The sequence below is a fragment of the Terrirubrum flagellatum genome (assembly GCF_022059845.1).
GTDB lineage: Bacteria > Pseudomonadota > Alphaproteobacteria > Rhizobiales > Beijerinckiaceae > Terrirubrum > Terrirubrum flagellatum.
Genome location: NZ_CP091851.1, coordinates 3,749,985 through 3,776,211, shown reverse-complemented (window position 1 = coordinate 3,776,211; position 26,227 = coordinate 3,749,985). Strand labels below are relative to the sequence as shown.

The window sequence follows — 26,227 nt, the reverse complement described above, 5'->3', positions numbered from 1 at the left end:
TCCTTGAGAGTGAAGCTGTCTCCGTCCCCGGTTCCATGAAGCGAAGGCGAAGCCTGAGCGAAATGGAGACCGGGGCCCAGCGCAAGACGTGCGCCGCAGGCGCTCGTCGCTTTAAGCGCCGCGCTCTTCCAGCAACTGCGCCACGCCAGCGCGCAGTTCTGGAATCCCGAAACCCTTCAGACTCGATGTCGCGACAATCGTGGGGAACGCCGCCGGCCGCTTGGCGATGCGCGAGCGGATCGTCGCCATCAGTTCTTCGAGCGTCTTCGCCGAAATCTGGTCGCTCTTGGTCAGCACGAGCTGATAGGGAACAGCCGCCTTGTCGAGCGTGTCCATCACCTGGTCATCGACCTCTTTGAGGCCGCGGCGCGCGTCGATGAGCAGCAGCACGCGCGCCAGAGTCGAACGGCCGCGCAGATAGTCGAAAATCAGTTTCGTCCAGGCCGCGACCTTCTCCTTCGGCGCCTCGGCGAATCCGTAGCCCGGCATGTCGACGAGGCGGAAGCGTCCGCCGATGTCGAAAAACACCAGTTCCTGCGTGCGGCCCGGCGTGACCGAGGTGCGCGCCAGCGATTTGCGTCCCGTCAGCGCATTGATCAGCGAGGATTTGCCGACATTCGAACGCCCGGTGAAGGCGATCTCGACGGGGCCTTCGGGAATGAGATTCTTTTTGTCAGGCGAAGCCCAGACGAAGTCCGCCGCGCCGGCGAACAGCTTGCGGCCTTCCTCGATCAGGCGGTCGTCAGGCGGGGTCATCGAAGGCTCGCAGCGACGGCGCGCAACGCCGCGAGATCGGCGCCGGCGATGGCGGGAACATTGTCCGCGATGACGTCAGGCGGCCAGTCCCACCAGCGGATCTCAAGCAGTTCGGCGATGGTCGCATCGTCGAAACGCATGCGCTTCACGGCGCCGGGATTTCCGACCACGATCGCATAGGGCGGCACGTCGCGCCCGACCACGGCGCGCGCGCCGATGATCGCGCCGTCGCCGATTTTCACGCCCGGCATGATCATCGCCTCGCGGCCGATCCAGACATCGTTGCCGATGATCATGTCGCCGCGTCCGTGGCTGATGGGCGGCGCCTTGTCCTTCCAGCCGGTGAAGCCGAGGAACGGGTAGGTGGAGAATCCGTCCATCGCGTGATTGGCGCCGTTCATCATGAACTGCGCCGCTGTGGCAATCGCGCAGAACTTCCCGATGATGAGCCGGTCGCCGACGAAATCGAAATGATAGCGCACGCAGCGGCCGACGAATTTCTCGGGTCCGAGCGGATCATCATAATAGGTGTAGTCGCCGATCTCGATCAGCGGATGATTGACGATCGGCTTGAGATAGCCGGTGCCATGCCAGCCCGGCGCTGCCTGGCGCGTCATTGGATCGGGCGCGGGCATCGCGACCTTTCTCGAAAGCGCGCGAAGGCGCGCCTTCGCCTCTTATTTCTTATCGGTCGGCGAGCCCTTCGCGAACATCTTCTTGAGATTGTCGAAGAGTTCGATCTTCACGCCGTTCTTCTTCATGATGAAGCCCTGCTGCGTCACCGACAGCAGATTGTTCCAGGTCCAGTAGATCACGAGGCCTGCCGGGAACGAGCCGAGCATGAAGGTGAAGATCACGGGCATCCAGGAGAAGATCTGCTTCTGGACCGGGTCGGCCGGCTCAGGGTTCATCTTCATCTGCAGGAACATGGAAAAGCCCATGATGATCGGCCAGACGCCAAGATGCAGGAAGGTCGGCGCTTCGAACGGCAACAGGCCGAACAGATTGACGAAGGTCGTGGGATCAGGGGCCGAGAGATCCTTGATCCAGCCGAAGAACGGCGCATGGCGCATTTCGATGGTGATGAAAATCACCTTGTAGAGCGCGAAGAACACCGGGATCTGCAGGAGCACCGGCCAGCAGCCGGCGATCGGGTTGATCTTCTCTTTCTTGTAAAGCTCCATCAGCGCCTGCTGCTGCTTGAGCTTGTCGTCCGGGAAGCGCTCGCGGATCGCGGTCATCTCCGGCTGCACCGCCTTCATCTTCGCCATCGAGGCGTAGGACTTGTTGGCGAGCGGGAAAAACACGCCCTTCACGAGCACGGTGACGATCAGGATCGCGACGCCGAAATTGCCGGTGACCTTGAAAAACCAGTCTATGATCTGAAACAGCGGCTGGGTGATGAACCAGAACCAGCCCCAATCGATCATCAGCTTGAATTTCTTGATGGCGAGCGACTGTTCATAGCCGTCGATGGCCGCGACTTCCTTGGCGCCGGCGAACAGGCGCGTTGTCGATTGCACGCTCTTGCCGGGCTCGATCGTCTGCGCCGGCGTGAGCAGATCGCTCTGATAGGTCTTGAGACTGCCGGCCTGCGCGAAGGTGAAGCGGCCATCGTAAGAGATGCTCTGATCCGGAATGAGCGCCGCCGCCCAGTATTTGTCGGTGAAGCCGATGAAGCCGCCGGTGGAGCCTTTGAACAGCTTCGCCTTCGCCTTCTCGATGTCGGCGTAGCTCGGCTCCTGCAGCTTGTCCTCGACATAGCCCAGCGGGCCTTCATGGAGGATGTAATAGCCTGACGTTGTCGGCGTGCCATGGCGCGAGATCAGCGCGTAGTTCGAGAGGGAAGCCGACGCCGAGCCCTTGTTCTCGACCGAGTCGACGATCGTGAACATCGAGTTTGAATCGACCGAGATCACGCGCTTGAACAGCAGGCCCTGGCCGTTGTCCCAGGTCAGCGTCATCGGCTTATCGGGCGTCAGCGTCTTTGCGTCAGCCGTCCACAGCGTGGTCGAATTCGGCAGCGGCGTCGACGTTCCCGCGGCTCCGACCCAGCCGAACTCGGCATAGAGCGGATTGGTCGAGCCCGAAGGCGACAGGAGTTCGATGATCGGGCTCTTGGGATCGACCGTCTCGCGGTAGCGCTTCAGCGAAACGTCGTCGATGCGGCCGCCGGTCAGCGAGATCGAGCCTGCGATTGAAGGCGTGTCGATGGCGACGCGCGGCGAGCGCGCGAGAACTGCATCGCGCGATTCGACCGCTGGCGCGACGGCGCTCGCCGTCGGCGCCTGGCTCATGTTTGGCTGCTGCGTCGCGTTCGGGCTGGCCGCCGATGGAAGCGGGCTTTGCTGGCTCTGCTGAACTTGGTTCTGCGCCTCCTTCTGCTGCCGCATCTGCGGCAGGCCGTAGAGGAAATTCCAGGCGACGATCACGATGAAGGAGAGCGCGAGCGCGAGGATAAAATTGCGGTTGTCTTCTTTGGGCATGGCCATGGGAGGCTCGGGCGCTCAGGCGCGAGAGGGATCGGGAGCGCGGCGCTTTGGCGCGCGCGGGCCGACGGCGGCGGCCATCTCGGCCGCAAGCTCGGCGAAGGAAATCGTCAGCGCTTCGCGCTTGGCGATGAACACATGATCAGAGACGGGATCGGCGGTGGCGGCGTCGAAGGCGCGCAGCGCGGCGCGCAGCCTGCGCTTGATGCGGTTGCGCACGACGGCGTCGCCGATCTTCTTGGTGACGGTCAGCCCGGCGCGGGGACCGGTCGCGGCGTCAGCGTCGGCCCGGCGAACAATCTGCGCGGTGAAGGCGGACGCATGCGACCGCCGGCCCTTGCGGGCGGCGGTGAACTCATCGCGACGGGTGAGTTTGCCGAAGGCGGTCATGGGTCGCGCGCCCCTGATCAGGCGAGGGCGCGCGCCGGATCAGGCCGACAGGCGCTTGCGGCCATGGGCGCGACGGGCGTTCAGCACCTTGCGGCCGCCCTTGGTCGCCATGCGCGCGCGGAAGCCGTGGCGGCGCTTGCGCACCAATTTGCTCGGCTGATAGGTCCTCTTCACGGGCCTGCTCCAATTCGATCGGGGCGCGCTAAAGTCATGCGCGCCGCCCCTTTTGCAACTTGCGGTGATAATGTTTCAGCCCGGACGCCTTGGCGGCCCCGGCCGAAGTGGCGCGTCTATGGCCGAGAGGGCCTTCAAAGTCAACGCGCGGGCGGGTTTTGCCAGCGGGGCCCGAGGTGATCAGTCCGAACGCAGGCGCAATGCCCGGCTGCGGCCCCAATGGCGCTGCGAGGAGCCTCAAAGTCAAATTATAGGAATAAAGTCGTTGACATCGTCACGCTCCTTCGATAAAAGGAGGGACGCTCGCGAATTGCGCCTGGATGCCGGCCAGTCCGGGGACGCCGCCGCAGCCCGCAAATTCGCTTCCGGCGTCGAATGGCCGAGCCAGCACAGGATGGACAAGGCTAAGCGAGGGCATGCCATGACCATCGAAACAGCTCGCCGGCTGGCCGGCGCCTGCTACTGCCGCGCCGTGCGTTATGAAGTCGCTGACGCGTTCCGCTACGCCATGAACTGCCACTGCTCGAACTGCCGCCGCACGACGGGCTCGGCCTTCAAGCCTCTCGCAGGGATCGAGCGGACGAAGCTGGAGGTGATCGCGGGCGGCGACGCCATGCTCATCGTCGGCGAACCCGACGGCCACGACGCCCACTGCGCGACCTGCGGCTCGCTCCTCTACTCCGTCGTCCGCGACGGCGCCTGGGTCCATGTCGCCATGGGGACGCTTGTCGATGCGCCCTCGATCCGGCCGAACAAGCACATCTTCGTCGGCTCCAAGGCGCCCTGGTACGAGATCACCGACGACCTGCCGCAATTCGAGGGGCATGCGACGGGGTGAGGGCGCCGTAAGGCATGCGCGCGGTTTCCGTTCCCGCTAATCTCGGCGTCGCAGATTCGGGCGCGATGGGAACCTTCTACGAATTCTTCGCCGGCGGCGGCATGACGCGGGCCGGGCTCGGGCCCGGCTGGATCTGCCTGTTCGCCAACGACTTCGACGCGGCGAAGGCGAAGTCCTATCGCGCGAACTGGGGCGACGGGGATTTCCGGCTCGGCGACATCGCCACGCTTGCGGCGTCCGATTTGCCAGGCCAAGCCGATCTCGCCTGGGCGTCCTTTCCCTGCCAGGACCTGTCGCTCGCGGGAAAGGGCGGCGGTCTCGGCGGCGCGCGCTCCGGGACCTTCTGGCGCTTCCGCGATCTGCTGCGTGGATTGGCGCGCGAAGGCCGCGCGCCATCGCTTGTGGCTGCTGAAAATGTCTGCGGCCTGCTGACCTCGAATGGCGGCGCGGATTTCTCCGCCGTCGTCGGCGCGCTTGTCGATCTCGGCTATCGCGTCGGCGCGATGGTGATCGACGCCGAGCGTTTCACGCCGCAATCGCGGCCGCGTCTTTTTATTGTCGGCGTCGCGCGCGAACTGGCGATGCGCGATCTCATCGCGACGGAGCCTGTGGATTGGACTACGATGCCTGCATTGCGCGCGGCCCATGCGCGATTGCCTAACAGCGTGGCGGCGCGCTGGGTCTGGTGGCGCCTGCCGGAGCCGCCGCGCCGCAACGCCGGTCTTCGCGACGTGATCGAGGATGAGCCGACGGGCGTCGCGTGGCGCGAGGATGAAGAGACGCGCTATCTGCTCTCGCTGATGAGCGACGCCAACAGGGAGAAACTCCGCGCGGCGCAGCGCAGCGGCGAACGCGAGGTCGGCGCCGTCTATCGTCGCACGCGCCGCGATGAGAACGGCGCGCGCGTGCAGCGCGCCGAAGTGCGCTTCGATAATCTCGCGGGATGTCTGCGCACGCCGGCCGGCGGTTCAAGCCGGCAGACTTTGCTCGTGGTTGAAGGAAAACGCGTGCGCTCGCGTCTCATCTCGCCGCGCGAATGCGCGCGCCTGATGGGGCTTTCCGACGACTATATCCTGCCCAAGGGCGCGACCGACGCGTTTCACCTGCTTGGCGACGGCGTCGTCGCGCCTGTGGTGCGCCATCTCGCCGAGCATCTGTTCGAGCCGCTCTTGAAGGGCGCGGTTGGAGCCGCGCGCATCGCGGCGGAGTAGGGGAGTGGAACGCTCCGAGGTGATGCGACGGGTCAAGGGCAAGGACACCGCGCCGGAAAAGAAGGTGCGCTCGCTCCTGCATCGGCTCGGCTATCGCTTCCGCCTGCATCGCGCCGATCTTCCGGGAAAGCCTGACATCGTGATGCTAGGGCGGCGCAGCGTGATCTTCGTCCATGGCTGCTTCTGGCATGGCCATGATTGCGCGCGCGGCGCGAGGCAGCCGAAGGCGAATGCGGATTACTGGCGCCAGAAGATCGCGCGCAACCGCGCCCGCGACGAGAAGCATCTCGCCGAGCTCGCAGCGCTCGGCTGGCGGGTGAAAATTATTTGGGAATGCGAATTGAAAAATCTTGATCGATTGGGGGCCGAGTTGACGACATTCCTTTGACGGCTCCGGGGGGGAATATCGCCGATGCGTCTTGTTCTCGATCAGTTCGCCGCTCTTGTCGCCCTTGTTCGCGGTTCAGACCGCTGGCGATCTCTTCTGCGCATAAATGGCGAGATGGCGCTTATCGCCGTGCTGCTGTTGGCGGCATGCTTTTGGACCTCAAACAGACTCATTACCGGCGAAGGCGCCGCACCGCTGCTTCTCGTCTGGCTGGTCATCATGGGCCTGGCGAGTTGTGGCTTTGTCGCTCTGCTCGCTGGCTTATTGGGACGGCGTGAAATGATGCTTCCGATCGCCTTTTCTTCGCTCTGGTACATGATCGCGTTTTGCGCAGCCGTCACCGTCGTTGCACTCATACAGAATAAACTGATGAGCGCCCCATCGTTCGATGACGATCTGTCGGGCGGATTCCCCTATCATCATCTGATCGCTTTCCTGCTCGGGGCCGCGTTTTTCCTGTCTTGCTTTTGGTCGATCTATCGCATCGTCCGAACGATGCTCTCGCTGCCGAAACTCCATTCAATCGCCTTCGTTTTCGCCGACGCGGGCTTTGCCTGGCTGACCACGGCGCTCACCAACCGATTATTCGAATCCGCTTGATTGATCGTCGCTGAGCTCGGCCCAGCAATAGTCAAATAGATTCCGTGACGCTTCGACTCATGCCGCTTTCTGTTCGCGCGCTTCCTCTTCGAGCGTGTGCGGCGCGAGCAGTGTTCGCCTTTGTTATCTTTTTTGGCGAACCTCAATATAGAGTCAGGCGTCTCAATAGGAGATGAAACGTCGGCGATTATGGCGTCGACCCGGGCTTCGCACGATAGATCAGAAAGAGCGCCTCGCGCAGTGACGCCGCAAGCAAGCTCAGTCCCAAGACGACCATCATGATCGATGCGATGCGATTGGCGGCGTCTCGCATGCGCGAGTAGGCGGCGCGAACACGCTCGCGAGAGAACAGGAAAGCGAGCAGCGTGTGCCAGCACAGCGCGTTGAGCGCCACCATGACCACCGCCGACGCCTGCAGGATCGGGCCGGGCGCCGCCGGGAATGAAGCAGCGAATACGCTGCCAAAAAACAGAGCTACTTTTGGATTGGTGATGTTGGTCAGAAATCCACGACCAAACGCGGTCCACGAGGATACCGACGACGCTTGACCAACCGACGCAGCGCCGCTGGACCGCCAGAGACGAACGGCCACATACAGGAGATACACGCCTCCAGCGACCTGAAATGCGAGGCGTAGTCCCGGAAACGCCACGAAGACGACATGGACTCCGAGCACCGCGCAAGTCGCCCAAAGAGTGGCGCCGCAGGCGACGCCCAGGGCTGCGAAAGTAGCGCTCCGAACCCGATCGCTCGCCGCCATTTGCGACACCAGCAGAACGTTGGGGCCCGGACTCATCATCGCTGCGACGTGAAGGATCCAGATGGTGACGAAAGTGGAAAGCATGGGCCCCTCTTATGAAAATGATCGATACGATCGCAGGATGGGCGCATCAGGCGGCGATCATCACGCCGCTTTCTGCTCGCGCGCCTTCTCTTCGAGCCAGAGCGCGGTTTCCTCCGACAGCGCCTTCGCCACGCTCGGCCGCTCGCGGAGCCTCGCGTAATAGGCGCGGACGTTGGGATAGGCGTCGAGATCGAACTTGATCACATGCGCCCAGTTGAGCACGGTGACGAGATAGGCGTCGGCGACGCTGAAATCATTGAGCAGGAATTCCCGACCGCTAAGATGGCGATCGAGGAACTTGAACGCCATTGCTGACTTCGCTTGCGCAAACTCCTTGGCGCCGCCCGGCGCATGGGGATCGAGCACCGGGATGAAGACCTGCTTGTGCAACTCCGTTGAGATGAAGTTAAGCCACTGCTGCAGGTGATAGCGGCCGAGGCTGGTCGCGGGCGGCGCGAGCTTCGCATCGGGAAAGCGGTCGGCGATATATTGCAGCACGACGGGGTTCTCCGTGATGACACCGTCGCGCGTATTGAGCGTCGGCGCCTGGCCCATGCCGTTGATGGCGAAGAAATCGGAATCGTCTTTCAGGACGCGCTTCTTGCGCAGATCGACCTGAATAAAATTGGCGGCGGCGCCGGCTTCATAGAGCGCGATGCGGCTCGCCATCGAGCAGGCGAGGGGAGCGAAATAAAGGTCCATGGGTTCCTCACTTGTATTTTTGTACCATCTCGCATAATAATTATCATGTCAACGGCGCCGGGGTGATTTTCGCGCGCCGGAGAGAATGGGCGGAATGAAAGAGACGATGAAGCTCGCGCGGCCGCGCGGAAGACCCCGCGCCTATGACCCCGAGAAGGCGCTTGGCGACATAAGGGACGTGTTCTGGCGTCATGGATATTCCGCGACGTCGCTCGATGATCTCAGCGCCGCGACCGGCATGAACCGGCCGAGCCTTTATGGCGCGTTCGGCGCCAAGGAAGACCTTTATCTCAAGGCCCTTGATCGCTATCGCGCCGAAGGCGTTGCGGCGATGATGGCGGCGCTCGATCCGAAGCTGTCGCTGCGCGAGGGGTTGGCGCGCGTTTATGAGACAGCTTTGTCGATGTATCTGCCGGACAAGGGCGCCGCGCGTGGATGTCTGCTTATTGGCACGGCCGCGGTCGAGGCGATGAGCGACGAGAAGGTGCGCCGCGTGCTTGGCGACAGTCTGCGCGATTTCGATCAAGAGTTCGAAAAGAGATTCCGCGCGGCGCGCAAGTCAGGCGAGATCGCGCGCGACTCAGATCCTGTTCTGCTGGCGAAATTCGCTTCGGCTGTGCTGCACACGCTGGCGTTGCGCTCACGCGCTGGCGATGCGCGCAAGGAGCTGGAGAAGACGGCGAAGGCGGGAATCGAGATGTTGTGCGGAAAATGAGCGGCGCTGACTTTGGCGCTTGGATGGATGCTCTGAATGTCGCTTCGCGATTCTTTCGCTGGGCCCCGGACACGGTTCCGCTTCACTTCGTTTCGCTTCACCGTTCCCGGGACGGAGAGAGCCTCAATTGTCGACAGTTGAAACTGTCTCTGTCCCCGGTTTCATGAAGTGAGGCGACCTGCCACGCCGAAGCGAAGCTTTTGCTTCGCGAAGACGGGAGCCGAACGGAATGAAGACCGGGGCCCAGCGAAAAACTTCGCGAAGCGGCGTTATCTTGAATCGACGCCGCTACCTGTTCCCCATCCTGAAATGCTTCGACAGCTTCAGCCGCTGTCCCTGATAGTTGGAGGAGAGCCCGGCGCCATAGAGCGTGCGTGGCGCTTCCGACAATCGCTCATAGACGAGGCGGCCGACGATCTGTCCGTCTTCAAGAATAAAGGGCACGTCGCGCGAGCGCACTTCGAGCACCGCGCGCGCGCCCGAGCCGCCGGCCGGCGCATGGCCGAAGCCGGGATCGAAGAAACCGGCGTAATGCACGCGGAATTCGCCGACGAGCGGATCGAACGGCACCATTTCCGCGGCCGTATGCGGCGGCACATGCACCGCCTCTTTCGAGGCGAGAATGTAGAACTGGCCGGGATCGAGAATGAGAGTCCCGTTGCGGGCGTGCAGCGGCTCCCAGTAATCGTCGATGTCGTAACCTGCGACCCTGTCGACATCGACGAGGCCGGAATGGCGCTTGGCGCGGTAGCCGACGAGATCGCCGTCGAAGCCGGTGAGATCGACGCTGACGGCGACGCCGCCCTGGATCGACGGCTCGCGCGCGGCGACAAGCGTTTCGGCGCGATGCAATTCCATCAGGGCGGCGTCATCGAGCCGCGCCTGTCCCAACCGGAAACGCATCTGCGACAGGCGCGAGCCTTGGCGCGCGAGAATGGGAAAGCTGCGCGGCGAGATTTCCGCGAACAGCGGGCCGTTATATCCCGCCTCGATCACGTCGAATTCACGGGCGCGGTCGGCGATCACGCGGGTGAACACGTCGAGGCGGCCGGTCGAGCTTTTGGGATTGGCCGCCGCCGCCATCTCCGCGCCAAGCGCCAGGCTCTCCTGCAATTCCGCGATATAGACGCAGCCGGTTTCGAGCACGGCGCCGTCGCCCGTCAGATTGATTTCATGAAGCGAGAGATGGTCGATCCGCTCGCGCACCGTCTTTTGCGGGCCGGGCAGGAAGCTCGCGCGCACGCGATAGGCTCTCGCCCCAAGCCGGAGATCGAGGCTCGCCGGCTGGATCTGGGTCGGCGCCGGCGGCGCGGCGAGCCGGATCGCGCCCTGCGCGATGAGCGCCTCGATCGCCTGGGCGGGGAGAATGCCTTGCGCCACGCCTGATACCTGCCTGTTCAGTCAGTATTGACTGTAACCAAGTCGCCTAGCGGATGGCTTCGCCCGCGCCAAGTCGCGCCGGAGCGCTATCAACGGGAGGTTTGGCGCCTCCTTCGGGTAAGTTGACCTGTTTTCGCGATGGCCGTACCACCGGCTAAACGCGGCGACCGCCGCCGGAAAGCGGAGACGAGCCGACAGGTGCGATGATGTATGAGCGTGTCACCCGCAACATCGCCGTCACGGTCGCCCCGAGATTTGTCGCCGAGGAATCCAATCCGCGCGACAACAAGTTCTTCTGGGCCTACACGGTCGAGATCGCCAATCAGGGCGAGACCAGCGTGCAGTTGAAGTCGCGCTACTGGAACATCACCGACAGCAAGGGAAGGGTGCAGGAGGTGCGCGGCGCCGGCGTCGTCGGCGAGCAGCCTGTGATCGCGCCCGGAGACACGTTCCGCTACACCTCGGGCTGTCCGCTCACCACGCCCGACGGCATCATGGTCGGGACCTATCAGATGGTCGATGAAGCCGGCGAGGCGTTCGAGATCGACATTCCCGCCTTCCCGCTCGACAGCCCGCATACGCGCCGCTCGGTCCACTGAATTGGGTTTCGAGACGGCGTCGGCCGCAACCACGCATTTAAGCGCGCTTGAGCTTCTGGCGAAGCTCGTCTCCTTCAACACGGAGTCGCGCCGCTCCAACATCGCGTTGATTGATTTCGTCGCGGATTACCTGACTTCGCTCGGCGTGCCTTTCCTGCGCGCGCCGAATGCGGCGGGCGACAAGGTCGCGCTCTATTGCACCATCGGCCCGCAGGATCGCGGCGGCGTGCTCCTGTCGGGGCACACCGACGTGGTGCCGGTCGCAGGTCAGCCCTGGACGAGCGATCCATTCACGCTGCGCATCGCCGACGGCAAGGCCTATGGCCGCGGCGCGGTCGACATGAAGGCGTTCGCGGCGCTCGCTCTCGCCGCGATTCCCGACTGGCAGGCGAGCGGGCTGAAGACGCCGATCCATCTGCTCCTTTCTTATGATGAGGAGACCACCTGCCTCGGCTCGACCGATGTGATCAGACGCTTCGGCGCCGATCTGCCCAAGCCGACCGCCGTGATCGTCGGCGAACCCACGGAATTGCAGGCGGCCGACGCGCACAAGAGCGTCGTCACCTTCAACACGACGGTGCATGGCTTCGAGGCGCATTCGTCGAAGCCGGAGCTCGGCGCCAATGCGGTGCAGGGCGCGGCCTTGCTCGTCGCCGAACTGGTGCGCATCGCCGCCGACATGAAGGCGCTCGGCGATGTGACCGGCCGCTTCGATCCGCCTTACACATCGGTGCATTGCGGCCTCATCGAGGGCGGCACGGCGCGCAACATCGTGCCGCGCATCTGCCGCTTCGAATGGGAATATCGGGGAACGCCAGGCGTCGACGCCGACACGCTCGTCGTCGATCGCCTTGCGGCCTACGCGCGCGACGTGGTCGAGCCGATGTTGAAGGCCGGCCATCCCGACGCGCGCGTCGAGACGGTCAATCAGGTGCGCGTGCCGGGCCTGCGCCCCGAGCCGAATTCGGAAGCCGAACATCTCGCGCTCGCCGTCACCGGCCGCAACCGCACGGTGACTGTGCCCTACGGCACGGAGGCAGGCCATTTCCAGGCCGCCGGCATTCCGACCATCGTCTGCGGGCCGGGCTCGATCAATCAGGCGCATCAGCCCGACGAATACATCACGCTGGAAGCGCTGGCGCGTGGCGAGGATTTCATGCGCCGGCTTGCCGCGCGCTTGTCCGTCTGATCCACTCCCCGCAACGAACAAGTTGCGGGAGGAGGCGATCGGCGACGCTGTCTTGCGCCCCTGGCGCACTCATTTTCCTGACGCCGCGAACTGGGATGCGCCGGTCGATCGCGGCGTGTTGCCCGATCTGCTTGGCGGCTCGGTGCGCGACTGGGCTGAGCGGCCCGCGATCAGCTTCCGCGCGACGACGATCAGCTATCGCGAACTTGGCGACCTCGTTGATCGCGCCGCATCGGGATTTCTCTCAATTGGAATTTGCAAGGGCGCGACGGTTGCGCTCTATCTCCCGAACACACCCTGGCACCCCATCTGCTTTTTCGCGCTGACGAAGATCGGCGCGCGCGTCGCTCATATCAGCGCGCTCGATGCGCCACGCGAGATCGCGCACAAGATCAGCGACAGCGGCGCCATCGCTCTCGTCACGACCAACTGGTCGAACCTGCTGCAGCAGGCGATGAGCCATCGCAAGCCGGGCCTGCGTCTCGTGATCGGCGATGACGCGCGCTGGGGCGGCTTGAGCAACGCCGCGCCATTCGAACTCGGCGACGATGTGCTCTCGCTCGATGCGCTGCTGCGCGATGCGCGCGTCGTGGATTTTCTTGATGTGACGCCCGAGGATGTCGCGCTGCTGCAATATACCGGCGGCACCACCGGCCTGCCGAAGGCGGCCATGCTCACTCATGGCAATCTCGTCGCTTCGGTCGGCATGTATCGCGCCTGGAACGACGGTTTGCGCCCGCCGCCGGGCGAAGGGCGCACGCTCTGCGTGCTGCCGCTGTTCCACATCTATGCGCTCTCCACCATCATGCTGCGCTGCATCCGCGAGGGCGACGAATTGTTGCTGCATGCGCGCTTCGACATCGAATCCGTGCTTGCCGACATCGAGCAGAAGCGCGCGACTTCGCTCGCCGGCGTGCCGACGATCTGGATCGCGATCGCCAATCATCCCGGCATCGAGACGCGCGATTTCTCCTCGCTGCTGCTGCCGGCGAGCGGCGGCGCGCCGATGCCGTTCGATATGGAGCAGCGCGTCGAGAAGCTTGTGGGAAGGCGTCTGCGTCTCGGCTGGGGCATGTCGGAGACGGCGCCGGCGGGAACGCGCGTGCCGCCGACTGCGGAGCCGAGGCCCGGCCTCATCGGCGTGCCCTATCCCAACATCGACATGCGCATCGTCTCGCTCGACGATCCCGCAAAGCCGCTGCCGCCGGACGAAATGGGCGAGATCGCCATTCGCGGCGCGAATGTCTTCGCAGGTTACTGGAATCAGCCGGAAGAGACGAGGGCGGCGTTCGTTGATGGCTGGTTTCTCACCGGCGATATCGGCGCCATGGACGAGAAGGGCGTATTCCGCATTCTCGACCGCAAGAAGAATATGATCATCTCGTCGGGCTTCAATGTTTATCCGACCGCCATCGAGAACGCGCTCTACGATCATCCTGACGTGCGCGAATGCATCGTGATCGGCATCGCCGATCCCTATCGCGGGCAGGCGGCGAAGGCTTTCATCGCGCTGAGATCAGGCGCGCCCGAGATGACGCTCGCGGAGCTGCAGGAATTTCTCGCGACGCGCGTCGGCCGACATGAGATTCCGACGGCGCTCGAAATCCGCGCCGAGCTGCCGCGCAGCCCGGCGGGCAAGCTGCTCGCCAAGATTCTGATCGAGGAAGAGCGCGCCAAGGCGGCGTCGCCGCGCCGCGCTTCCTGACTCATTAGAGGTCGATATGGATCTGTCTTTCACCGCAGAAGAAAACGCCTTTCGCCAGACGTTGCGCGATTTCTTCGCGACGAAAATTCCCGACGAAATCAAACGCAAGGTGCGCGAGGGCCGCGCGCTGTCGAAGGACGAGATCGTCGCCAATCATCGTATTCTCAACGCCCATGGCTACGCCGTGCCGCACTGGCCGAAGGAGTGGGGCGGCGCCGGCTGGACGCCAATGCAGAGATATATTTTCAGCGAGGAGATCCTGTTCAACGCCGTGCCGAGCGCGCTGCAGTTCAACGTCTTCATGGTCGGCCCCGTGATTGCGGCGTTCGGAAACGAGGCGCAGAAGAGGCGCTTCCTGCCGCGCATCGCCAATTGTGACGACTGGTGGTGCCAGGGATTTTCCGAGCCAGGCGCCGGCTCCGATCTCGCTTCGCTGCGCACCACGGCCGCGCGCGATGGCGATGTCTATATCGTGAATGGCCAGAAGACCTGGACCACCTACGGCCAGTATGCCGACTGGATTTTCAATCTCGTCCGCACCGATCCCCATGCGAAGAAGCAGCAGGGCATTTCCTTCCTGCTGATCGACATGAAGACGCCGGGCGTGAGCCTGAAGCCCATCATCACCATCGAGGGCGGGCACGAGGTCAACGAGGTGTTCTTCGACAATGTGCGCGTGCCGGTCGGGAATCTTGTCGGCGAGGAGAACAAGGGCTGGGATTGCGCGAAATTCCTGCTCGGCAATGAGCGCAACAACATAGCCCGCGTCGGCATGTCGAAACTGCGCCTTGATGAGATCAGGCGCCATGCGAAGGAAACGCCGGCCGGCGACGGCGTCGTCTGGGATGATCCCATGTTCCGCCGCAAGGTCGCGGAGCTTGAGATCGAGCTGAAGGCGCTGGAGATCACGCAGATGCGCATGATCGCGCGGGATTCAAAGCGTGCGGCGGGAGACAACAGGCCCGATCCCGCCTCCTCGATCCTCAAGATCAGGGGCTCGCAGATCCAGCAGGCGACAACGGAGCTTTTGCTGGAGATCGCGGGTCCGCTCGCCGCCGCCTATCACGCGGACAAGGAGCGGCCGCCCGGCGTCAACGAGTTCGATGATGACTGGATCGCGCCGATCGCGCCGCAATATTTCAACTATCGCAAGGTCTCGATCTATGGCGGCTCGAACGAGATCCAACGCAATATCATCGCCAAGGCGTTTCTGGGGTTGTGAGGAGCCTACTTCAATCTTTCCGCGTCATCGCCGGGCTTGACCCGGCGATCCAGTCCGCAGCGCCGATTTCTGGATGCCCGGGTCAAGCCCGGGCATGACATCTGGAAGGACATCGCGAATGACGGAATCAAAAGTAGCGTGAGTCTCTGAATGGATTTCGATCTCTCCGACGAACAGCGTCTTCTGAAAGACAGCGTCGATCGCATGCTCGACGCGGCCTATGGCGATTTTGCGCGCCGCGCCGCCTACCAGAAGGAGAGCGCGGGATATTCGCCTGGCGTCTGGCGGCAATATGCCGAGCTTGGCCTGCTCGGCCTGCCATTTTCCGAAGAGGATGGCGGCTTCGGCGGCGGCCCCGTCGGAACCATGATCGTGATGGAGGCGATTGGCCGCACGCTCGCGCTTGAACCCTACTGGTCCTCGACGATTCTTGCGGGCGGATTGATTGCGCTGGCGGGATCGCAGGAACAGAAGGCTGATCTCATCCCAGCCATCGCCGAAGGCTCGCTGATCGCGGCGTTCGCTTTTCAGGAGCGGCAGGCGCGCTATGATCTCTTCGATGTCGCAACGACGGCGAAGCGCGTTGGCGATGGATATGTCCTCGAAGGCCAAAAGCATGTCATTCTCTTCGGCGACAGCGCGAATAAATTTCTCGTGCCCGCGCGCACAGCGGGCGATCGGCGCGATCGTCATGGTGTTTCGCTGTTCGTCGTCGACGCTGGAGCCGAGGGGCTGACGATTAATGGCGGCGCGACGCAGGATGGGCTGCGCGCGGCCGACATCACGCTCGAAGGCGTCAACGTTCCTGCGACGGCGCGCCTCGGCGTCGAAGGCGACGCGCTGCCCGCGATCGAGCGCGCCGTCGACGTCGCTCTCGCCGCGCTCTGCGCCGAGGCGGTCGGCGCCATGGAGGAGGCGCACAAGCTGACGCTCGACTATCTCAAGACGCGCCAGCAATTCGGCGCAGCGATCGGCAGTTTCCAGGCGCTGCAGCATCGCGCCGCGGACATGCTCGTCGCGCTGGAGCAGGCGCGCTCCATGGCGATGTATGCGGCGATGATGGCGAATGACCCCGATCGCGCGGCCGCGCGCCGCGCCGTCGCCATGGCGAAGGCGCAGATCAACAAATCGGGACGACTGATCGGGCAGGAGGCGATCCAGCTTCATGGCGGCATCGGCATGACCTACGAATACAAGGTCGGCCATCTCATGAAGCGTCTGACCATGATCGAAACCATGTTCGGCGATACAGACCATCATCTGAAACTGATCGCGGGGTGATCCGCCGCATTTGAATGATCGCGGCGACCTGGCGTTGACCACGCGGCGCGCCTCGCGTCCCTCGCGCGCCGCCGCTTAACCCGCGAGCAAGCGCGCCATGTTTGTCTGATGACGCGGCCTCGCGAGCCGCGCCGGGCGCAGGCGATGGATTTCGTCAAATCAGTGATCGGAGTTTCGGCGGCGCTGATGGTCGGCGCCGTCATGGTCGTGCGCGAAATGGAGGCGCAGACCCCGTCGCGGGAGAAGGGCGGCGCGACGAGCGTGGCCATCGCGAAGCAGTCTGAGGCCGCGCCCACGCCCTCGCGCGCCAGCGGATTTGGCGCCGTGTCGCTGCCGCCGGGACCGGGCGGCCACTATCACGCCAATGTCGAGATCGATGGCAGGCGGCTGCCGATGCTGGTCGACACCGGCGCCAGCGTTGTCGCGCTGACGCTTGATGACGCTCGCTCCATCGGCGTCGATCCCTCGCCGTCTGATTACACGATCCCGCTCGCGACCGCGAACGGGATGGCGAAAGGCGCGCGGGTGATGCTGCGCGAGGTCAGGATCGAGAATATCAGCGCGCGCGACGTCGCCGCCGTGGTGCTGCCGCGCGGCGTCACCGGCCGCAGCCTGCTCGGCATGAGCTTTCTTTCCAAGCTGCGTGGCTTCGAGGTCGTCGACGGCAAGATGCTGCTGAAGCCCTGACCAAGCCGCGCTTGAAAAGCGCGGCCATTCGCCCGATCAAGTCTCCAATAAACAATTCGGGAGGCTCAGATGGGCGTTGGCGTCGCCGTGATCGGCACGGGCTATATGGGCAAGTGCCATGCGCTGTCCTGGACTTCGGTCACGTCTGTCTATGGCGATGTCGAGCGGCCGCGCCTTGTCGCGATTTGCGACGCTGACGCCGCGCGCGCCGGCGCCTGCGCAAGCGAATGGGGTTTCGCGCAAGCGACGGCGGATTGGCGCGCGGCGATCGACGATACCGCCGTCGACGTGGTCTCGATCACCACGCCCAATCGTTTCCATGCGGAGATGGCGATCTTCGCGCTGGAGCGCGGCAAGCATGTCTGGTGCGAGAAGCCGATGGCGACGACGCTTGCTGACGCCGAAGCGATGACCTTGGCCGCCGCGAAGAGCGGGCGCGTCGCCGCGCTCGGCTACAACTATGTGCAGAACCCCGCTATCCGCCACGTGAAGCGCCTGATCGAGAGCGGCGCCATTGGCGCCGTCGCCCATGCGCGCGTCGAGATGGATGAGGATTTCATGGCCGATGCGGATGAGCCTTTCTCCTGGCGCGCCGAGAAATCCGCCGGCTATGGCGCGCTCGATGATTTCGGCGTGCATGCTTTCAGCCTCTTGCGCACGCTCGTCGGCGAAACCGCGCGCGTCTGCTGCGACATGATGAAGCCTTACGCCGATCGCGCTGCGGCCGATGGGTCGCGCCGCGCGATCGAGACTTATGATGTCGCGACGGTGCTGCTGCGCTTCGCCAATGGCGCGTCAGGCTCGATCGCTTTGTCCCGCGCCGCCTGGGGCCGCAAGAACCGCATCTTCGTGCAGATTTTCGGCGCCAAGGGTTCGATCACATTCGATCAGGAGCGGCTCAACGAATTGCAGCTCTATGTCGCGGATGGCGATCCCGCTTCGCGCGGCTTTCGCACGATCCTGATTGGCGCGGAGCATGAGCCCTACGGCCTGTTCTGTCCGGCGCCCGGTCATCAGCTTGGCTTCAATGATCTCAAAATCATCGAATGCCGCGAGCTTCTGCGTCGCATCGCGGGAGGAGCGGCGCATCTCTTCGATTTCAATGAGGGACTGAAGATCGAGCGCGCCGTTCACGCGTCGGCGCGCTCGCATGAGAGCGGAGGGTGGATCGACGTCGCGTGAACGGCGTCGGAATACGCATCGCGGCGCTCAAATCACGCAGTGATTATATCAGGCGTTTGCCGCCCGTCTCACGGCGGCATTCCCGGCATCTCAATTTTGTTTCAGGGCCCATAAAGGCGGGTTCAAGCCATTGTCCCTTCATTTGCGCGGACGTAACTCCCTCGACATTCGCGGCGATTTCGCCGTGAAAGCCTGATTGAATGGAGCCGCCGATGAAACCCGTATCGCTGTCGCGCCGAACGTTGATCGCCTTTTGCTTGGGAATGGCTGTCGCCGCGAGCGCTGCGATCCTGCTGCAGCCGAGCCGCGTCGAAGCCCAGGTGGGAGCAAACCAACCCTATATGCAGTCCGCGCTCAATTCGCTGCTCTCGGCGAAATCATCGCTGCAGAAGGGCGCAACCAACAAGGGAGGCCATCGCGTCAACGCGATTGATCTTATCAATCAGGCGATCGTCGAAGTGCAGGCCGGCATGGCGGTCGCGAACTGATTGTTCGTTCGCAATACGATTGAAGAAAGGCGCTCCGCGCGAGCGCCTTTTCTCTCACCCAGGCTCTAGATTATTCCGAGCTGTTATCTCTGGCGTTCGACGCCAGGGGCGGAGAGTCGCGGCATGGCCCCAGTGAGTTGGGCGACCCAACGAGCGGACTCTGCGTCGGGACGCAGTTCGGCCGGGCGGTCGTCGGGCGGGAGATTGGATATTCGTAGCGCACGCTCGCGCGCTTCTCCCGGCGTCAGGCCGAATTCGCGACGAAAGGCGCGGATGAACGTCGCATCCGAACTGAACTGGCATTCGAGCGCGACGTCGATGATGCGCCAGGGCCGGAACGCCGGGGAAATGAGAATGGCGAAGGCGCGGTGCAGCCGACGCTCCTGGATATAGCTCGCAGGACTCTTCGGCGAGAACAGGCGGTAAAGACTCGCACGCGACAATGCAAAACGGCGGCACAGGCTCGTCACGCCAAGAGAGGCCGCGCCGAGATTGTCCTCGATGTGCCGTTTGATCTGGGCGCGCAGCGCGTCCTGCGATGCGCTTGGCGGCGGGCTTGCGCTGTCGGGCCGACAGTCCATGCCGCCGGCTGCGAGTTGCGCCAGAGATTGCGCCGCAGCCTGGCGCTCCGCCAGCGTGAGCTGCGTCGCGCAACGTTTCAACGCCAGCATATGTTCGCTGATCAGCGCGCCGAATGCAGTCTCACGCTTGGCGATGACGATCGCCGGAATGGTGTCGATCGCGGCGAACAAAGGCGCGAGCAGCGGGCGGGGAAGCATGAAGCTCAAAACCTGGGTGACGCCATCGTCGCCCGGAATCTCGCGTGTCAGATGCGGCTTCACCATATTGATCAGGCTGACGTCGCCCGCGCGCTGCAGGAAGCTGCGCTCGCCGACGACGAATTCCGCGCCGCCGCCAAGATACATCACGAGCTGAAAGTGATCCAGGCCGCGCGCGATGTGTTTGGGCGTCCTGTTGTAGCGCAGGGCGCTTGAGCGGCCGTCGATCAGCAGCGCGCCGCCGAGATGCGTTGTGGTGGCGGCGAGGCGGAAACTCTCGGGCTCGCCGAGCATTGTCGCATCGCAGATATCGACGATCAGCTCGCACAGCCGCTCGAAGCCCTGCTGCGGCGAGCCGAACGCGGCCGTGTCGAATAGCAGCGGCTGCCCATCTGCGCCGGGCGCGGCGTCAGCGCTCATCCTGGTTGCCCCCACGCCCGTCGGCGATCGTAACGAGCCGGTCATTTAGTTGGGGAGCGTTGTCAAGCGGGTTGATATTGTGGGCCGGCATGCCCGTTATTTGATCAGTGGCAGATCAGAATCTGCTGCTAGATGCAGCAGGTAGTCATTCCTGATCTTATCGATCGCAGTGATACCCGAAAGATCGAGTGCGCCGTTCATGAGGTAGCGTGCTCGCGCGAGGGAGGATGGGCCAATCGAGAAAACGAAGCGAGGCGGCCGACGCGGACACGCATCCTGAATAAGCTGACTAAAGTGAAGTCGAGTTTGAAGAATTGTCCGGCCTAAGAAACGCATATCTTACTGGATTAGCCGCGCCAGGCTTGCGCATGCTTTCGGGGATGCGCCTCCTGAGATAGTGATGAGCAATTTCAGGGGATGCGTCGCGTCCGATAAAGCCCCATCTTTTTTCACGATTCTCAGTCGTGCCGGGAAAGTTGTCGATCGTGGCAGGAAGCCAGCGCTCTGCGACAAAGGCCCCAACAATAACGCCTTGCTGCACGGCGAGTACGAAATCCGCAGCTCGGGCTTTCTTCGGGTCGAGCTTCCAAGCATAGCGCACCGCTTCATAAACTTCGCGCTGCTTGGCCGAGCGATTAATTGTGATTAGCACCACGTTATGTTGAAAGTCCGCAGGCGTCGCTTCGTACCTTTCAATTGCTTGCTTCGAATGCATGAGCCCACGCTCGTCAGAGTATCTTCCGTAGACTTCATTAGTCACTTCGGGATAAGCATCGATAAGCGCGGCCTCCACCTCGAATGCTTGGTCTTCGGTCATCCCGTGACGATGCAAGACGTGAGCAACTTCAAATCCATCGAGCCGAATTTCTCTTATCCGCGCCAGCTTTTCGGTAAGAGCATCGTCATTGGCATCTAGTTCACCTTTCACATGGGCGAAAACGCGATTCCCTTTGCCCTTTCCAACATAGAATGTTTCACCATTTCGCGGGTCGATTAGCCGATAGACATAATACCGCAGTTGTTCACCCACGAAGGTCGAGAAGCGCTCTTCTTTCGCCATCTAGCGCTCTACTTTGCAGTGAGATGACAACACCCTACACGTCCAGATTCGCCACGCTCAGCGCGTTCTCCTGGATGAATTCACGGCGCGGCTCGACCACGTCGCCCATCAGGGTCGTAAAGACGCTCTCGTAATCGTCCTCTTCCCTGATCTTCACCTGCAGCAGCGAGCGCGCCTCGCGATCGAGCGTCGTCTCCCACAGCTGCTCGGGATTCATCTCGCCAAGGCCTTTATAGCGCTGGATCGAGACGCCCTTGCCGCCGAGCTTCTTCATCGCCTCGACGAGAGCTGTCGGGCCGCTGATGGCGATCTCGTCCCCCTTGCGGGCGAGGATGGCGGGCTTGCTGTAGATATGCGCCAGCGAAGCCGAGTGCTCGTTGAGCTTGCGCGCATCGGCGGAGGCGAGCAGCGCCGCATCAAAGGTCGCCGCCTGCGTCACGCCGCGCAGCGTGCGCGTGAAGAGATAGCCGCCATTGCGAATCTGGCCCTGCCAGCCGCGTTCGAGATCATCCGCGATCGCGTCGAGACGCTCAGCCACCGCGCTCGCGAGCGTCTGCGCGTTGGATTCGTCGTCGATCGGCTTCATCGCGCCTGAGATCGCCGCCTGCTCGATGATCGATCGGTCATAGCGCGAATGCAGCCCGCCCATCACGACGCGGATCAGCCGCGCTTCGTCGACCAGCGTCTTGAGGTCGAGGCCCGCGCGCGTCTCGCCATTGGCGAGCTTCAGCACTGCGCCGTCGAGCCCGCCCTCGAACAGATAATCTTCGAGTGCGCGTTCGTCCTTGACATACTGTTCCGACTTGCCGCGCGAAACTTTGTAGAGCGGCGGCTGCGCGATGTAGATATGGCCCCGATCGATGATCTCGCGCATCTGCCGAAAGAAGAAGGTCAGCAGCAGCGTGCGGATATGGGAGCCGTCCACGTCGGCGTCCGTCATCAGGATGATCTTGTGATAGCGCAGCTTGTCCGGATTGAACTCCTCGCGGCCGATGCCGGCGCCGAGAGCGGTGATCAGCGTGCCGATCATCTCCGACGACAGCATCTTGTCGAAGCGCGCGCGCTCAACGTTCAAGATCTTGCCGCGCAAGGGCAGCACCGCCTGAAATTCGCGATTGCGGCCCTGCTTGGCCGAGCCGCCGGCGGAATCACCCTCGACGATGAAGAGTTCCGATTTCGCGGGATCGCGCTCCTGACAGTCGGCGAGCTTGCCCGGCAGCGACGCCACGTCGAGCGCGCCCTTGCGCCGCGTCAGTTCGCGCGCCTTGCGCGCCGCTTCACGCGCGGCCGCGGCCTCGACCACCTTGCCAACGATCGTTTTCGCTTCCGATGGATTCTCCTCGAACCAGCGGTTGAGCGATTCATTCACGACGCCTTCGACGACGGGCCGCACCTCTGATGAGACGAGCTTGTCCTTCGTTTGCGACGAGAATTTCGGATCGGGCACTTTCACCGAAACGATCGCGGTCAGTCCCTCGCGGCAGTCATCGCCGGTGAGATCGGTCTTTTCCTTCTTGGTGATGCCGGACGATTCGGCGTAGCCCGTCACCTGCCGCGTCAGCGCGCCGCGGAAGCCGGCGAGATGGGTGCCGCCGTCGCGCTGCGGGATGTTGTTGGTGAAGCAGAGCACATTCTCGTGGTAGCTGTCGTTCCACCACAGCGCGCATTCGACCGTGATGCCGTCCTTCTCGGATTTCATCAGGATCGGCTTCTGCACCAACGGTTGTTTGGTGCGGTCGAGATAGCGCACGAAGGCTTCAAGCCCGCCTTCATAGAGCAGCTCCTCGCGCACGATCTCCGCGTGGCGCGCGTCGGTCAGCACGATGCGCACGCCGGAATTCAGGAAGGCGAGCTCGCGCAGGCGGTGTTCGAGCGTCTTGAAGTCGAACTCGACCATGGTGAAGGTTTCAGGCGAGGGCAGGAAGCTCACCTCAGTGCCGCGCTGGCCGCCGCCTTCGCCGATCGCCTTCAGCGGCGCGACCGCGTCGCCATGGCGGAACTCCATGAAATGCTCCTGACCGCCGCGCCAGACGCGCAGCCTGAGCCAGGTCGACAGCGCGTTGACCACGGACACGCCGACGCCGTGCAGGCCGCCCGAGACCTTGTAGGAGTTCTGGTCGAATTTCCCGCCGGCATGGAGCTGGGTCATGATGACCTCGGCCGCCGAGACGCCCTCCTCGGGGTGCAGGTCGGTCGGGATGCCCCGGCCATTGTCGGTGACGGTGCAGGAGCCGTCGGCGTTCAGCGTGACGGTGACGAGGTCGGCATGGCCGGCCAGCGCCTCGTCGATCGCGTTGTCGACGACCTCGTAGACCATGTGGTGCAGGCCCGAACCGTCGTCGGTGTCCCCGATATACATGCCGGGGCGCTTGCGGACCGCATCCAGACCTTTGAGAACCTTGATGGAATCTGCGCCGTATTCAGCTTCTGCGTCGTCGAGGATCTTGCGGGCGGGTTCGGCCATCTAAAGGGGTCTCCGGCCCCTCCGGCGGGGCCATGATTCGATGCTTTGATATAGTGATCCCTAGCGGTTTTTTCACGCGCGCGCACGCGCGAGGCCTGTGGAAGATGGGGCGTTTTGTTGCCGCGCCGGCTGCCAGGCTCGCGAGCATATGCTCTTGAACAGGCGCGTTTCGATGCGTATTATAATGCGCATGAATTAACGGGACGCCTGTGGTCGAAACCGACACCCGTAAGATCGTCGTGCGCCTCCGGCGTGAAGGATGGATCAATATCGGAGGCGGGAAACATGATCGGTTCGTCAATGATCAACGGCCCGGAGTTCAGATCGTCGTGCCTCGACATCGCGCTCAGTCGCCGGGCGTGGCGCGGTCGATTGCAAAGATAGCCGGCTGGATTTGACGGGACGGCGATGGGCGAGGCGGCGATTGCGCCGCGTTTTAGAAAGGAGAGCCCATGATCCACTATGTTGGCGTTCTTGATGGGTCGGGTGATGTGTGGGGCGTCCGCATTCCTGATCTCGAAGGTTGCCATGGCGGCGGCCCTACGCCGGAAGCCGCGATCGCCGACGCAATTTCTGCAGCGCGCGAAGTCGCCGAACATATGCGGGCGGCCGGCGTCGCGCTTCCCGCGGCGCGCCCACTGACCGAAATTATCGCTGATCGCGAGTCTGCGCCTGACGTGGCGGCGGGCGAGTCGGCCGTGATGATTCCGCTCGCGCTCGACGCCGGCAGGACATTGCGAGCCAACGTGACATTTGACGCGGGCCTCCTGGAGGCGATCGACGCCGCGGCCGCTTTGCGCGGCGTGACGCGATCTGCGTTCCTTGCGTCCGCGGCTCGGGACAAATTGGCTTCAAACGCCTGAATAGCCCCCCGCCTCACTTCCCCATGAAGAAGGTCGGCAGCCAGAGCGTCAGCGGCGGCCAGATCGTGATCAGGGCCAGCACGACGAGAAGCGGGACCAGCCAGGGCAGGATCGCTCGCGACATCTTCTCGAAGCTGATGTCGGCGATGCGCGCCGTGATGAACAGCACCACGCCGATGGGCGGATGGATCGTGCCGAGGATCAGGTTGAACACCATGATCACGCCGAGCTGCACGGGGTCGATGCCATAGCCATGTGCGGCCGGCACCATGATCGGAATCAAGATCAGCAGCGCCGCCAGAAGCTCCATGAAGCAGCCGACGATGAGGAGCACGATGTTGCACAGCAGGAGGAACATCAGCGGGCTCTCGACCGCATGCACGATCATGGGTGTCAGCGTCTGCGGCACGCGTGAGATCGACATGCACCAGCCGAGCGCGCCCGCCGCCATGACCATGGCGAGCACGAGGCCTGTCGTTTCGACGGTGTCGATCAGGATCGCCGGCATCATCTTCCATTCGAGCGTGCGATAGACGACGAAGCCGAGGAACAGCGCATAGCAGGCGGCGACCGCCGCTGCTTCGGTTGGCGTGAAGGCGCCCGAGAACATGCCGCCAAGCAGGAGAAGCGGAGCGAGAAGCGCGAAGATGCCATCGCGGAACGCCGTCCAGATGCCGTAGAGGCCGACGAATTTCTCGCGCGGAAAGCCTTCGCGCCGGGCGACGAACACCACCATCGTCATCAGCGCGACGCTCATCATCAGGCCCGGCACGAAGCCGGCGAGAAACAGCCGCCCGATCGAGACGTCGGCGGTGACGCCATAGATCACCATCGGCAGCGACGGTGGGATGATCGGCCCGATGGTCGCAGACGCCGCCGTGATCGCAGCCGCCGTCTCCGGCCTGTAACCGACGCGTTTCATCGATTTGATTTCGATCGCGCCGACGCCGGCCGCGTCCGCCACCGCCGATCCGACCATGCCGGCGAAAATGGTGCTCGCGAGGATGCTGGCGTGGGCGTAGCCGCCGCGCAGCCAGCCGACGAGCGCCGTCGCGAAGGCGACGATGCGGTCGTTGATGCGCGCTGCGGTCAGGATGTTGCCCATCAGGATGAACAAAGGCGCTGCGACCAGCGGGAACGAATTCACCGTGTTGATCATCTTCTGCGGGACGATCGAATCCGCGAGCCCGCCGAAATGCACGAAGGCGAAGGCCGCGATGCCCATCGAGGCGAAGAGCGGCAGCCCCGCGAGAATCGAAAGGAACCAGATTCCCGCGATGGTGAAGATCAGCGTGCTCATGACGCGGCGCTTTCGTCAGCGCGATCGTGAAGCGCCGTCTGCAGCGCGAGCCAGAATTCCGCGACGCCCTGGCCGATGGTGACGAGCCCGCCAAGCACGATCGGCAGATAGACCCATGACATGGAGATCGGGATCGAGGTCGCTTCGATGTCCGTGTTGCGCATCACGAGTTCGGCGCCGAAGGTCACCAGCAGCACGCCGAACAGGGTGACGACCGCCTGCATGATCGTCTCGGCGAAAGCCTTCAACCGCGGTGGCAGCATGTCCTGGAAGAAGCGGACGCGGATGTGAAGCTGCTTCCGGCTCGCGAGAATCCAGCCGAATGTTGCGACATAGATCATCATGAAGCGCGAGGCTTCATCGGTCCAGATGAAGGGCTCGTTCGCGGCGCGCGAGATGACGCCGAGCATCACGGTGACCGCAAGGCCGATACAACTAACGCAGGTGAGAAGCTTGATGAGGGCGTCGAAACCGCCGATCGCGCGTTGCAGCATGGAGAAT

Annotated in this window: 28 protein-coding genes; 15 read left to right on the top strand and 13 right to left on the bottom strand. The window is 63.4% G+C overall.

Annotated elements, in window-relative coordinates; genetic code table 11:
* Positions 1-111 precede the first annotated feature (111 nt).
* Genes yihA through rpmH form a run of 5 tightly spaced genes read right to left on the bottom strand, consistent with a single transcriptional unit; the run spans position 112 to position 3,809 of the window.
* Positions 112-756: a ribosome biogenesis GTP-binding protein YihA/YsxC gene (gene yihA / locus L8F45_RS18170; RefSeq protein WP_342359276.1), complete on the bottom strand. Its 645-nt coding sequence runs from the start codon at positions 754-756 to the stop codon at positions 112-114.
* Positions 753-1,391 carry a CatB-related O-acetyltransferase gene (locus L8F45_RS18165; protein WP_425329937.1) on the bottom strand — a complete coding sequence of 213 codons (639 nt, stop codon included), beginning with the start codon at positions 1,389-1,391 and terminating at the stop codon, positions 753-755. The genes yihA and L8F45_RS18165 overlap by 4 nt, the downstream gene beginning before the upstream one ends.
* 42 nt (positions 1,392-1,433) lie before the next feature.
* Positions 1,434-3,242, bottom strand: coding sequence for a membrane protein insertase YidC (gene yidC / locus L8F45_RS18160; RefSeq protein ID WP_342363491.1), 1,809 nt, complete (start codon positions 3,240-3,242; stop codon positions 1,434-1,436).
* Positions 3,243-3,263: 21 nt separating this feature from the next.
* A complete protein-coding gene (gene rnpA, locus L8F45_RS18155) occupies positions 3,264-3,635 on the bottom strand; it encodes a ribonuclease P protein component (RefSeq protein WP_342359274.1) in 372 nt (123 codons plus the stop codon).
* Positions 3,636-3,674: 39 nt separating this feature from the next.
* Positions 3,675-3,809, bottom strand: coding sequence for a 50S ribosomal protein L34 (gene rpmH, locus L8F45_RS18150; RefSeq protein ID WP_342359273.1), 135 nt, complete (start codon positions 3,807-3,809; stop codon positions 3,675-3,677).
* Positions 3,810-4,230: 421 nt separating this feature from the next.
* On the opposite strand from rpmH, the gene L8F45_RS18145 reads away from it, so the two are divergent.
* From L8F45_RS18145 to L8F45_RS18130, 4 genes are read left to right on the top strand one after another with little or no spacing between them, the layout of a single operon-like run.
* Positions 4,231-4,647 carry a GFA family protein gene (locus tag L8F45_RS18145; protein WP_342359272.1) on the top strand — a complete coding sequence of 139 codons (417 nt, stop codon included), beginning with the start codon at positions 4,231-4,233 and terminating at the stop codon, positions 4,645-4,647.
* A 14-nt stretch (positions 4,648-4,661) separates the two neighbouring features.
* Positions 4,662-5,858, top strand: coding sequence for a DNA cytosine methyltransferase (locus tag L8F45_RS18140; protein WP_342359271.1), 1,197 nt, complete (start codon positions 4,662-4,664; stop codon positions 5,856-5,858).
* Positions 5,859-5,880: 22 nt separating this feature from the next.
* Positions 5,881-6,246 (top strand): very short patch repair endonuclease, encoded by a 366-nt coding sequence (locus L8F45_RS18135; protein ID WP_342363490.1) that lies wholly within the window; start codon positions 5,881-5,883, stop codon positions 6,244-6,246.
* Between the two features lie 24 nt (positions 6,247-6,270).
* Entirely contained in the window at positions 6,271-6,846 is a 576-nt protein-coding gene (locus tag L8F45_RS18130; protein WP_342359270.1) for a hypothetical protein, read from the top strand.
* Between the two features lie 187 nt (positions 6,847-7,033).
* Here L8F45_RS18130 and L8F45_RS18125 read toward each other — a convergent pair whose 3' ends face one another.
* Both L8F45_RS18125 and L8F45_RS18120 read right to left on the bottom strand, forming a co-directional pair.
* A complete protein-coding gene (locus L8F45_RS18125; protein ID WP_342359269.1) occupies positions 7,034-7,690 on the bottom strand; it encodes a LysE family transporter in 657 nt (218 codons plus the stop codon).
* A 60-nt stretch (positions 7,691-7,750) separates the two neighbouring features.
* A complete protein-coding gene (locus L8F45_RS18120; protein WP_342359268.1) occupies positions 7,751-8,392 on the bottom strand; it encodes a glutathione S-transferase C-terminal domain-containing protein in 642 nt (213 codons plus the stop codon).
* A gap of 106 nt (positions 8,393-8,498) precedes the next feature.
* Between L8F45_RS18120 and L8F45_RS18115 the strand changes: the two genes are divergently transcribed.
* Positions 8,499-9,107, top strand: a complete 609-nt coding sequence (locus tag L8F45_RS18115) for a TetR/AcrR family transcriptional regulator (protein ID WP_342363489.1) — start codon at positions 8,499-8,501, stop codon at positions 9,105-9,107.
* A gap of 288 nt (positions 9,108-9,395) precedes the next feature.
* Here the strand turns inward: L8F45_RS18115 and L8F45_RS18110 are convergent, their stop codons facing one another.
* Positions 9,396-10,487, bottom strand: a complete 1,092-nt coding sequence (locus L8F45_RS18110) for a 2'-deoxycytidine 5'-triphosphate deaminase (protein ID WP_342359267.1) — start codon at positions 10,485-10,487, stop codon at positions 9,396-9,398.
* Between the two features lie 206 nt (positions 10,488-10,693).
* On the opposite strand from L8F45_RS18110, the gene apaG reads away from it, so the two are divergent.
* The 8 genes from apaG (at position 10,694) to L8F45_RS18070 (ending at position 18,840) form a co-directional block, all read left to right on the top strand.
* Positions 10,694-11,086: a Co2+/Mg2+ efflux protein ApaG gene (gene apaG / locus L8F45_RS18105; RefSeq protein WP_342363488.1), complete on the top strand. Its 393-nt coding sequence runs from the start codon at positions 10,694-10,696 to the stop codon at positions 11,084-11,086.
* A gap of 1 nt (position 11,087) precedes the next feature.
* The gene (gene argE / locus L8F45_RS18100; RefSeq protein WP_342359266.1) at positions 11,088-12,275 is read left to right on the top strand and encodes an acetylornithine deacetylase; all 1,188 of its coding nucleotides are present in this window, start codon (positions 11,088-11,090) and stop codon (positions 12,273-12,275) included.
* 52 nt (positions 12,276-12,327) lie between these two features.
* Entirely contained in the window at positions 12,328-13,980 is a 1,653-nt protein-coding gene (locus tag L8F45_RS18095) for an AMP-binding protein (RefSeq protein ID WP_342359265.1), read from the top strand.
* Positions 13,981-13,996: 16 nt separating this feature from the next.
* Positions 13,997-15,202 (top strand): acyl-CoA dehydrogenase family protein, encoded by a 1,206-nt coding sequence (locus L8F45_RS18090; RefSeq protein WP_342359264.1) that lies wholly within the window; start codon positions 13,997-13,999, stop codon positions 15,200-15,202.
* 150 nt (positions 15,203-15,352) lie between these two features.
* Positions 15,353-16,483 (top strand): acyl-CoA dehydrogenase family protein, encoded by a 1,131-nt coding sequence (locus tag L8F45_RS18085; protein WP_342359263.1) that lies wholly within the window; start codon positions 15,353-15,355, stop codon positions 16,481-16,483.
* A 144-nt stretch (positions 16,484-16,627) separates the two neighbouring features.
* On the top strand, positions 16,628-17,170 hold the full coding sequence (locus L8F45_RS18080; RefSeq protein ID WP_342359262.1) for a retropepsin-like aspartic protease family protein: 543 nt from the start codon (positions 16,628-16,630) through the stop codon (positions 17,168-17,170).
* A gap of 69 nt (positions 17,171-17,239) precedes the next feature.
* Positions 17,240-18,352 carry a Gfo/Idh/MocA family protein gene (locus L8F45_RS18075; RefSeq protein WP_342359261.1) on the top strand — a complete coding sequence of 371 codons (1,113 nt, stop codon included), beginning with the start codon at positions 17,240-17,242 and terminating at the stop codon, positions 18,350-18,352.
* Positions 18,353-18,564: 212 nt separating this feature from the next.
* On the top strand, positions 18,565-18,840 hold the full coding sequence (locus tag L8F45_RS18070; protein ID WP_342359260.1) for a twin-arginine translocation signal domain-containing protein: 276 nt from the start codon (positions 18,565-18,567) through the stop codon (positions 18,838-18,840).
* Between the two features lie 83 nt (positions 18,841-18,923).
* Here the strand turns inward: L8F45_RS18070 and L8F45_RS18065 are convergent, their stop codons facing one another.
* The 3 genes from L8F45_RS18065 to gyrB form a co-directional block, all read right to left on the bottom strand.
* Positions 18,924-20,039: an AraC family transcriptional regulator gene (locus L8F45_RS18065; RefSeq protein ID WP_342359259.1), complete on the bottom strand. Its 1,116-nt coding sequence runs from the start codon at positions 20,037-20,039 to the stop codon at positions 18,924-18,926.
* A 289-nt stretch (positions 20,040-20,328) separates the two neighbouring features.
* Entirely contained in the window at positions 20,329-21,099 is a 771-nt protein-coding gene (locus L8F45_RS18060) for an LEM-3-like GIY-YIG domain-containing protein (protein ID WP_342359258.1), read from the bottom strand.
* Positions 21,100-21,133: 34 nt separating this feature from the next.
* Entirely contained in the window at positions 21,134-23,563 is a 2,430-nt protein-coding gene (gene gyrB / locus L8F45_RS18055) for a DNA topoisomerase (ATP-hydrolyzing) subunit B (protein WP_342359257.1), read from the bottom strand.
* 209 nt (positions 23,564-23,772) lie between these two features.
* Between gyrB and L8F45_RS18050 the strand changes: the two genes are divergently transcribed.
* Entirely contained in the window at positions 23,773-23,961 is a 189-nt protein-coding gene (locus L8F45_RS18050; RefSeq protein ID WP_342359256.1) for a type II toxin-antitoxin system HicA family toxin, read from the top strand.
* Between the two features lie 54 nt (positions 23,962-24,015).
* Complete coding sequence (locus L8F45_RS18045; RefSeq protein WP_342359255.1) at positions 24,016-24,426, top strand: type II toxin-antitoxin system HicB family antitoxin; 411 nt, start codon at positions 24,016-24,018, stop codon at positions 24,424-24,426.
* 13 nt (positions 24,427-24,439) lie between these two features.
* Here the strand turns inward: L8F45_RS18045 and L8F45_RS18040 are convergent, their stop codons facing one another.
* Together L8F45_RS18040 and L8F45_RS18035 are read right to left on the bottom strand one after the other, a co-directional pair.
* Positions 24,440-25,726 carry a TRAP transporter large permease gene (locus tag L8F45_RS18040; RefSeq protein ID WP_342359254.1) on the bottom strand — a complete coding sequence of 429 codons (1,287 nt, stop codon included), beginning with the start codon at positions 25,724-25,726 and terminating at the stop codon, positions 24,440-24,442.
* Positions 25,723-26,220, bottom strand: a complete 498-nt coding sequence (locus L8F45_RS18035) for a TRAP transporter small permease (RefSeq protein ID WP_342359253.1) — start codon at positions 26,218-26,220, stop codon at positions 25,723-25,725. The genes L8F45_RS18040 and L8F45_RS18035 overlap by 4 nt, the downstream gene beginning before the upstream one ends.
* Positions 26,221-26,227: the final 7 nt, after the last annotated feature.

What these genes read in the sequence shown, in the direction of transcription:
- L8F45_RS18130 (WP_342359270.1), top strand. Translation starts at nt 6,271, where the DNA reads ATGCGTCTTGTTCTCGATCAGTTCGCCGCTCTTGTCGCCCTTGTTCGC.
- gyrB (WP_342359257.1), bottom strand. Translation starts at nt 23,563, where the DNA reads ATGGCCGAACCCGCCCGCAAGATCCTCGACGACGCAGAAGCTGAATAC.
- L8F45_RS18115 (WP_342363489.1), top strand. Translation starts at nt 8,499, where the DNA reads ATGAAGCTCGCGCGGCCGCGCGGAAGACCCCGCGCCTATGACCCCGAG.
- L8F45_RS18070 (WP_342359260.1), top strand. Translation starts at nt 18,565, where the DNA reads ATGAAACCCGTATCGCTGTCGCGCCGAACGTTGATCGCCTTTTGCTTG.
- L8F45_RS18090 (WP_342359264.1), top strand. Translation starts at nt 13,997, where the DNA reads ATGGATCTGTCTTTCACCGCAGAAGAAAACGCCTTTCGCCAGACGTTG.
- L8F45_RS18120 (WP_342359268.1), bottom strand. Translation starts at nt 8,392, where the DNA reads ATGGACCTTTATTTCGCTCCCCTCGCCTGCTCGATGGCGAGCCGCATC.
- rnpA (WP_342359274.1), bottom strand. Translation starts at nt 3,635, where the DNA reads ATGACCGCCTTCGGCAAACTCACCCGTCGCGATGAGTTCACCGCCGCC.
- L8F45_RS18085 (WP_342359263.1), top strand. Translation starts at nt 15,353, where the DNA reads ATGGATTTCGATCTCTCCGACGAACAGCGTCTTCTGAAAGACAGCGTC.
- L8F45_RS18080 (WP_342359262.1), top strand. Translation starts at nt 16,628, where the DNA reads ATGGATTTCGTCAAATCAGTGATCGGAGTTTCGGCGGCGCTGATGGTC.
- L8F45_RS18035 (WP_342359253.1), bottom strand. Translation starts at nt 26,220, where the DNA reads ATGCTGCAACGCGCGATCGGCGGTTTCGACGCCCTCATCAAGCTTCTC.
- L8F45_RS18165 (WP_425329937.1), bottom strand. Translation starts at nt 1,391, where the DNA reads ATGCCCGCGCCCGATCCAATGACGCGCCAGGCAGCGCCGGGCTGGCAT.
- L8F45_RS18125 (WP_342359269.1), bottom strand. Translation starts at nt 7,690, where the DNA reads ATGCTTTCCACTTTCGTCACCATCTGGATCCTTCACGTCGCAGCGATG.
- L8F45_RS18060 (WP_342359258.1), bottom strand. Translation starts at nt 21,099, where the DNA reads ATGGCGAAAGAAGAGCGCTTCTCGACCTTCGTGGGTGAACAACTGCGG.
- L8F45_RS18075 (WP_342359261.1), top strand. Translation starts at nt 17,240, where the DNA reads ATGGGCGTTGGCGTCGCCGTGATCGGCACGGGCTATATGGGCAAGTGC.
- L8F45_RS18135 (WP_342363490.1), top strand. Translation starts at nt 5,881, where the DNA reads ATGCGACGGGTCAAGGGCAAGGACACCGCGCCGGAAAAGAAGGTGCGC.
- apaG (WP_342363488.1), top strand. Translation starts at nt 10,694, where the DNA reads ATGTATGAGCGTGTCACCCGCAACATCGCCGTCACGGTCGCCCCGAGA.
- L8F45_RS18145 (WP_342359272.1), top strand. Translation starts at nt 4,231, where the DNA reads ATGACCATCGAAACAGCTCGCCGGCTGGCCGGCGCCTGCTACTGCCGC.
- L8F45_RS18065 (WP_342359259.1), bottom strand. Translation starts at nt 20,039, where the DNA reads ATGAGCGCTGACGCCGCGCCCGGCGCAGATGGGCAGCCGCTGCTATTC.
- L8F45_RS18045 (WP_342359255.1), top strand. Translation starts at nt 24,016, where the DNA reads ATGATCCACTATGTTGGCGTTCTTGATGGGTCGGGTGATGTGTGGGGC.
- L8F45_RS18140 (WP_342359271.1), top strand. Translation starts at nt 4,662, where the DNA reads ATGCGCGCGGTTTCCGTTCCCGCTAATCTCGGCGTCGCAGATTCGGGC.
- yihA (WP_342359276.1), bottom strand. Translation starts at nt 756, where the DNA reads ATGACCCCGCCTGACGACCGCCTGATCGAGGAAGGCCGCAAGCTGTTC.
- yidC (WP_342363491.1), bottom strand. Translation starts at nt 3,242, where the DNA reads ATGCCCAAAGAAGACAACCGCAATTTTATCCTCGCGCTCGCGCTCTCC.
- L8F45_RS18040 (WP_342359254.1), bottom strand. Translation starts at nt 25,726, where the DNA reads ATGAGCACGCTGATCTTCACCATCGCGGGAATCTGGTTCCTTTCGATT.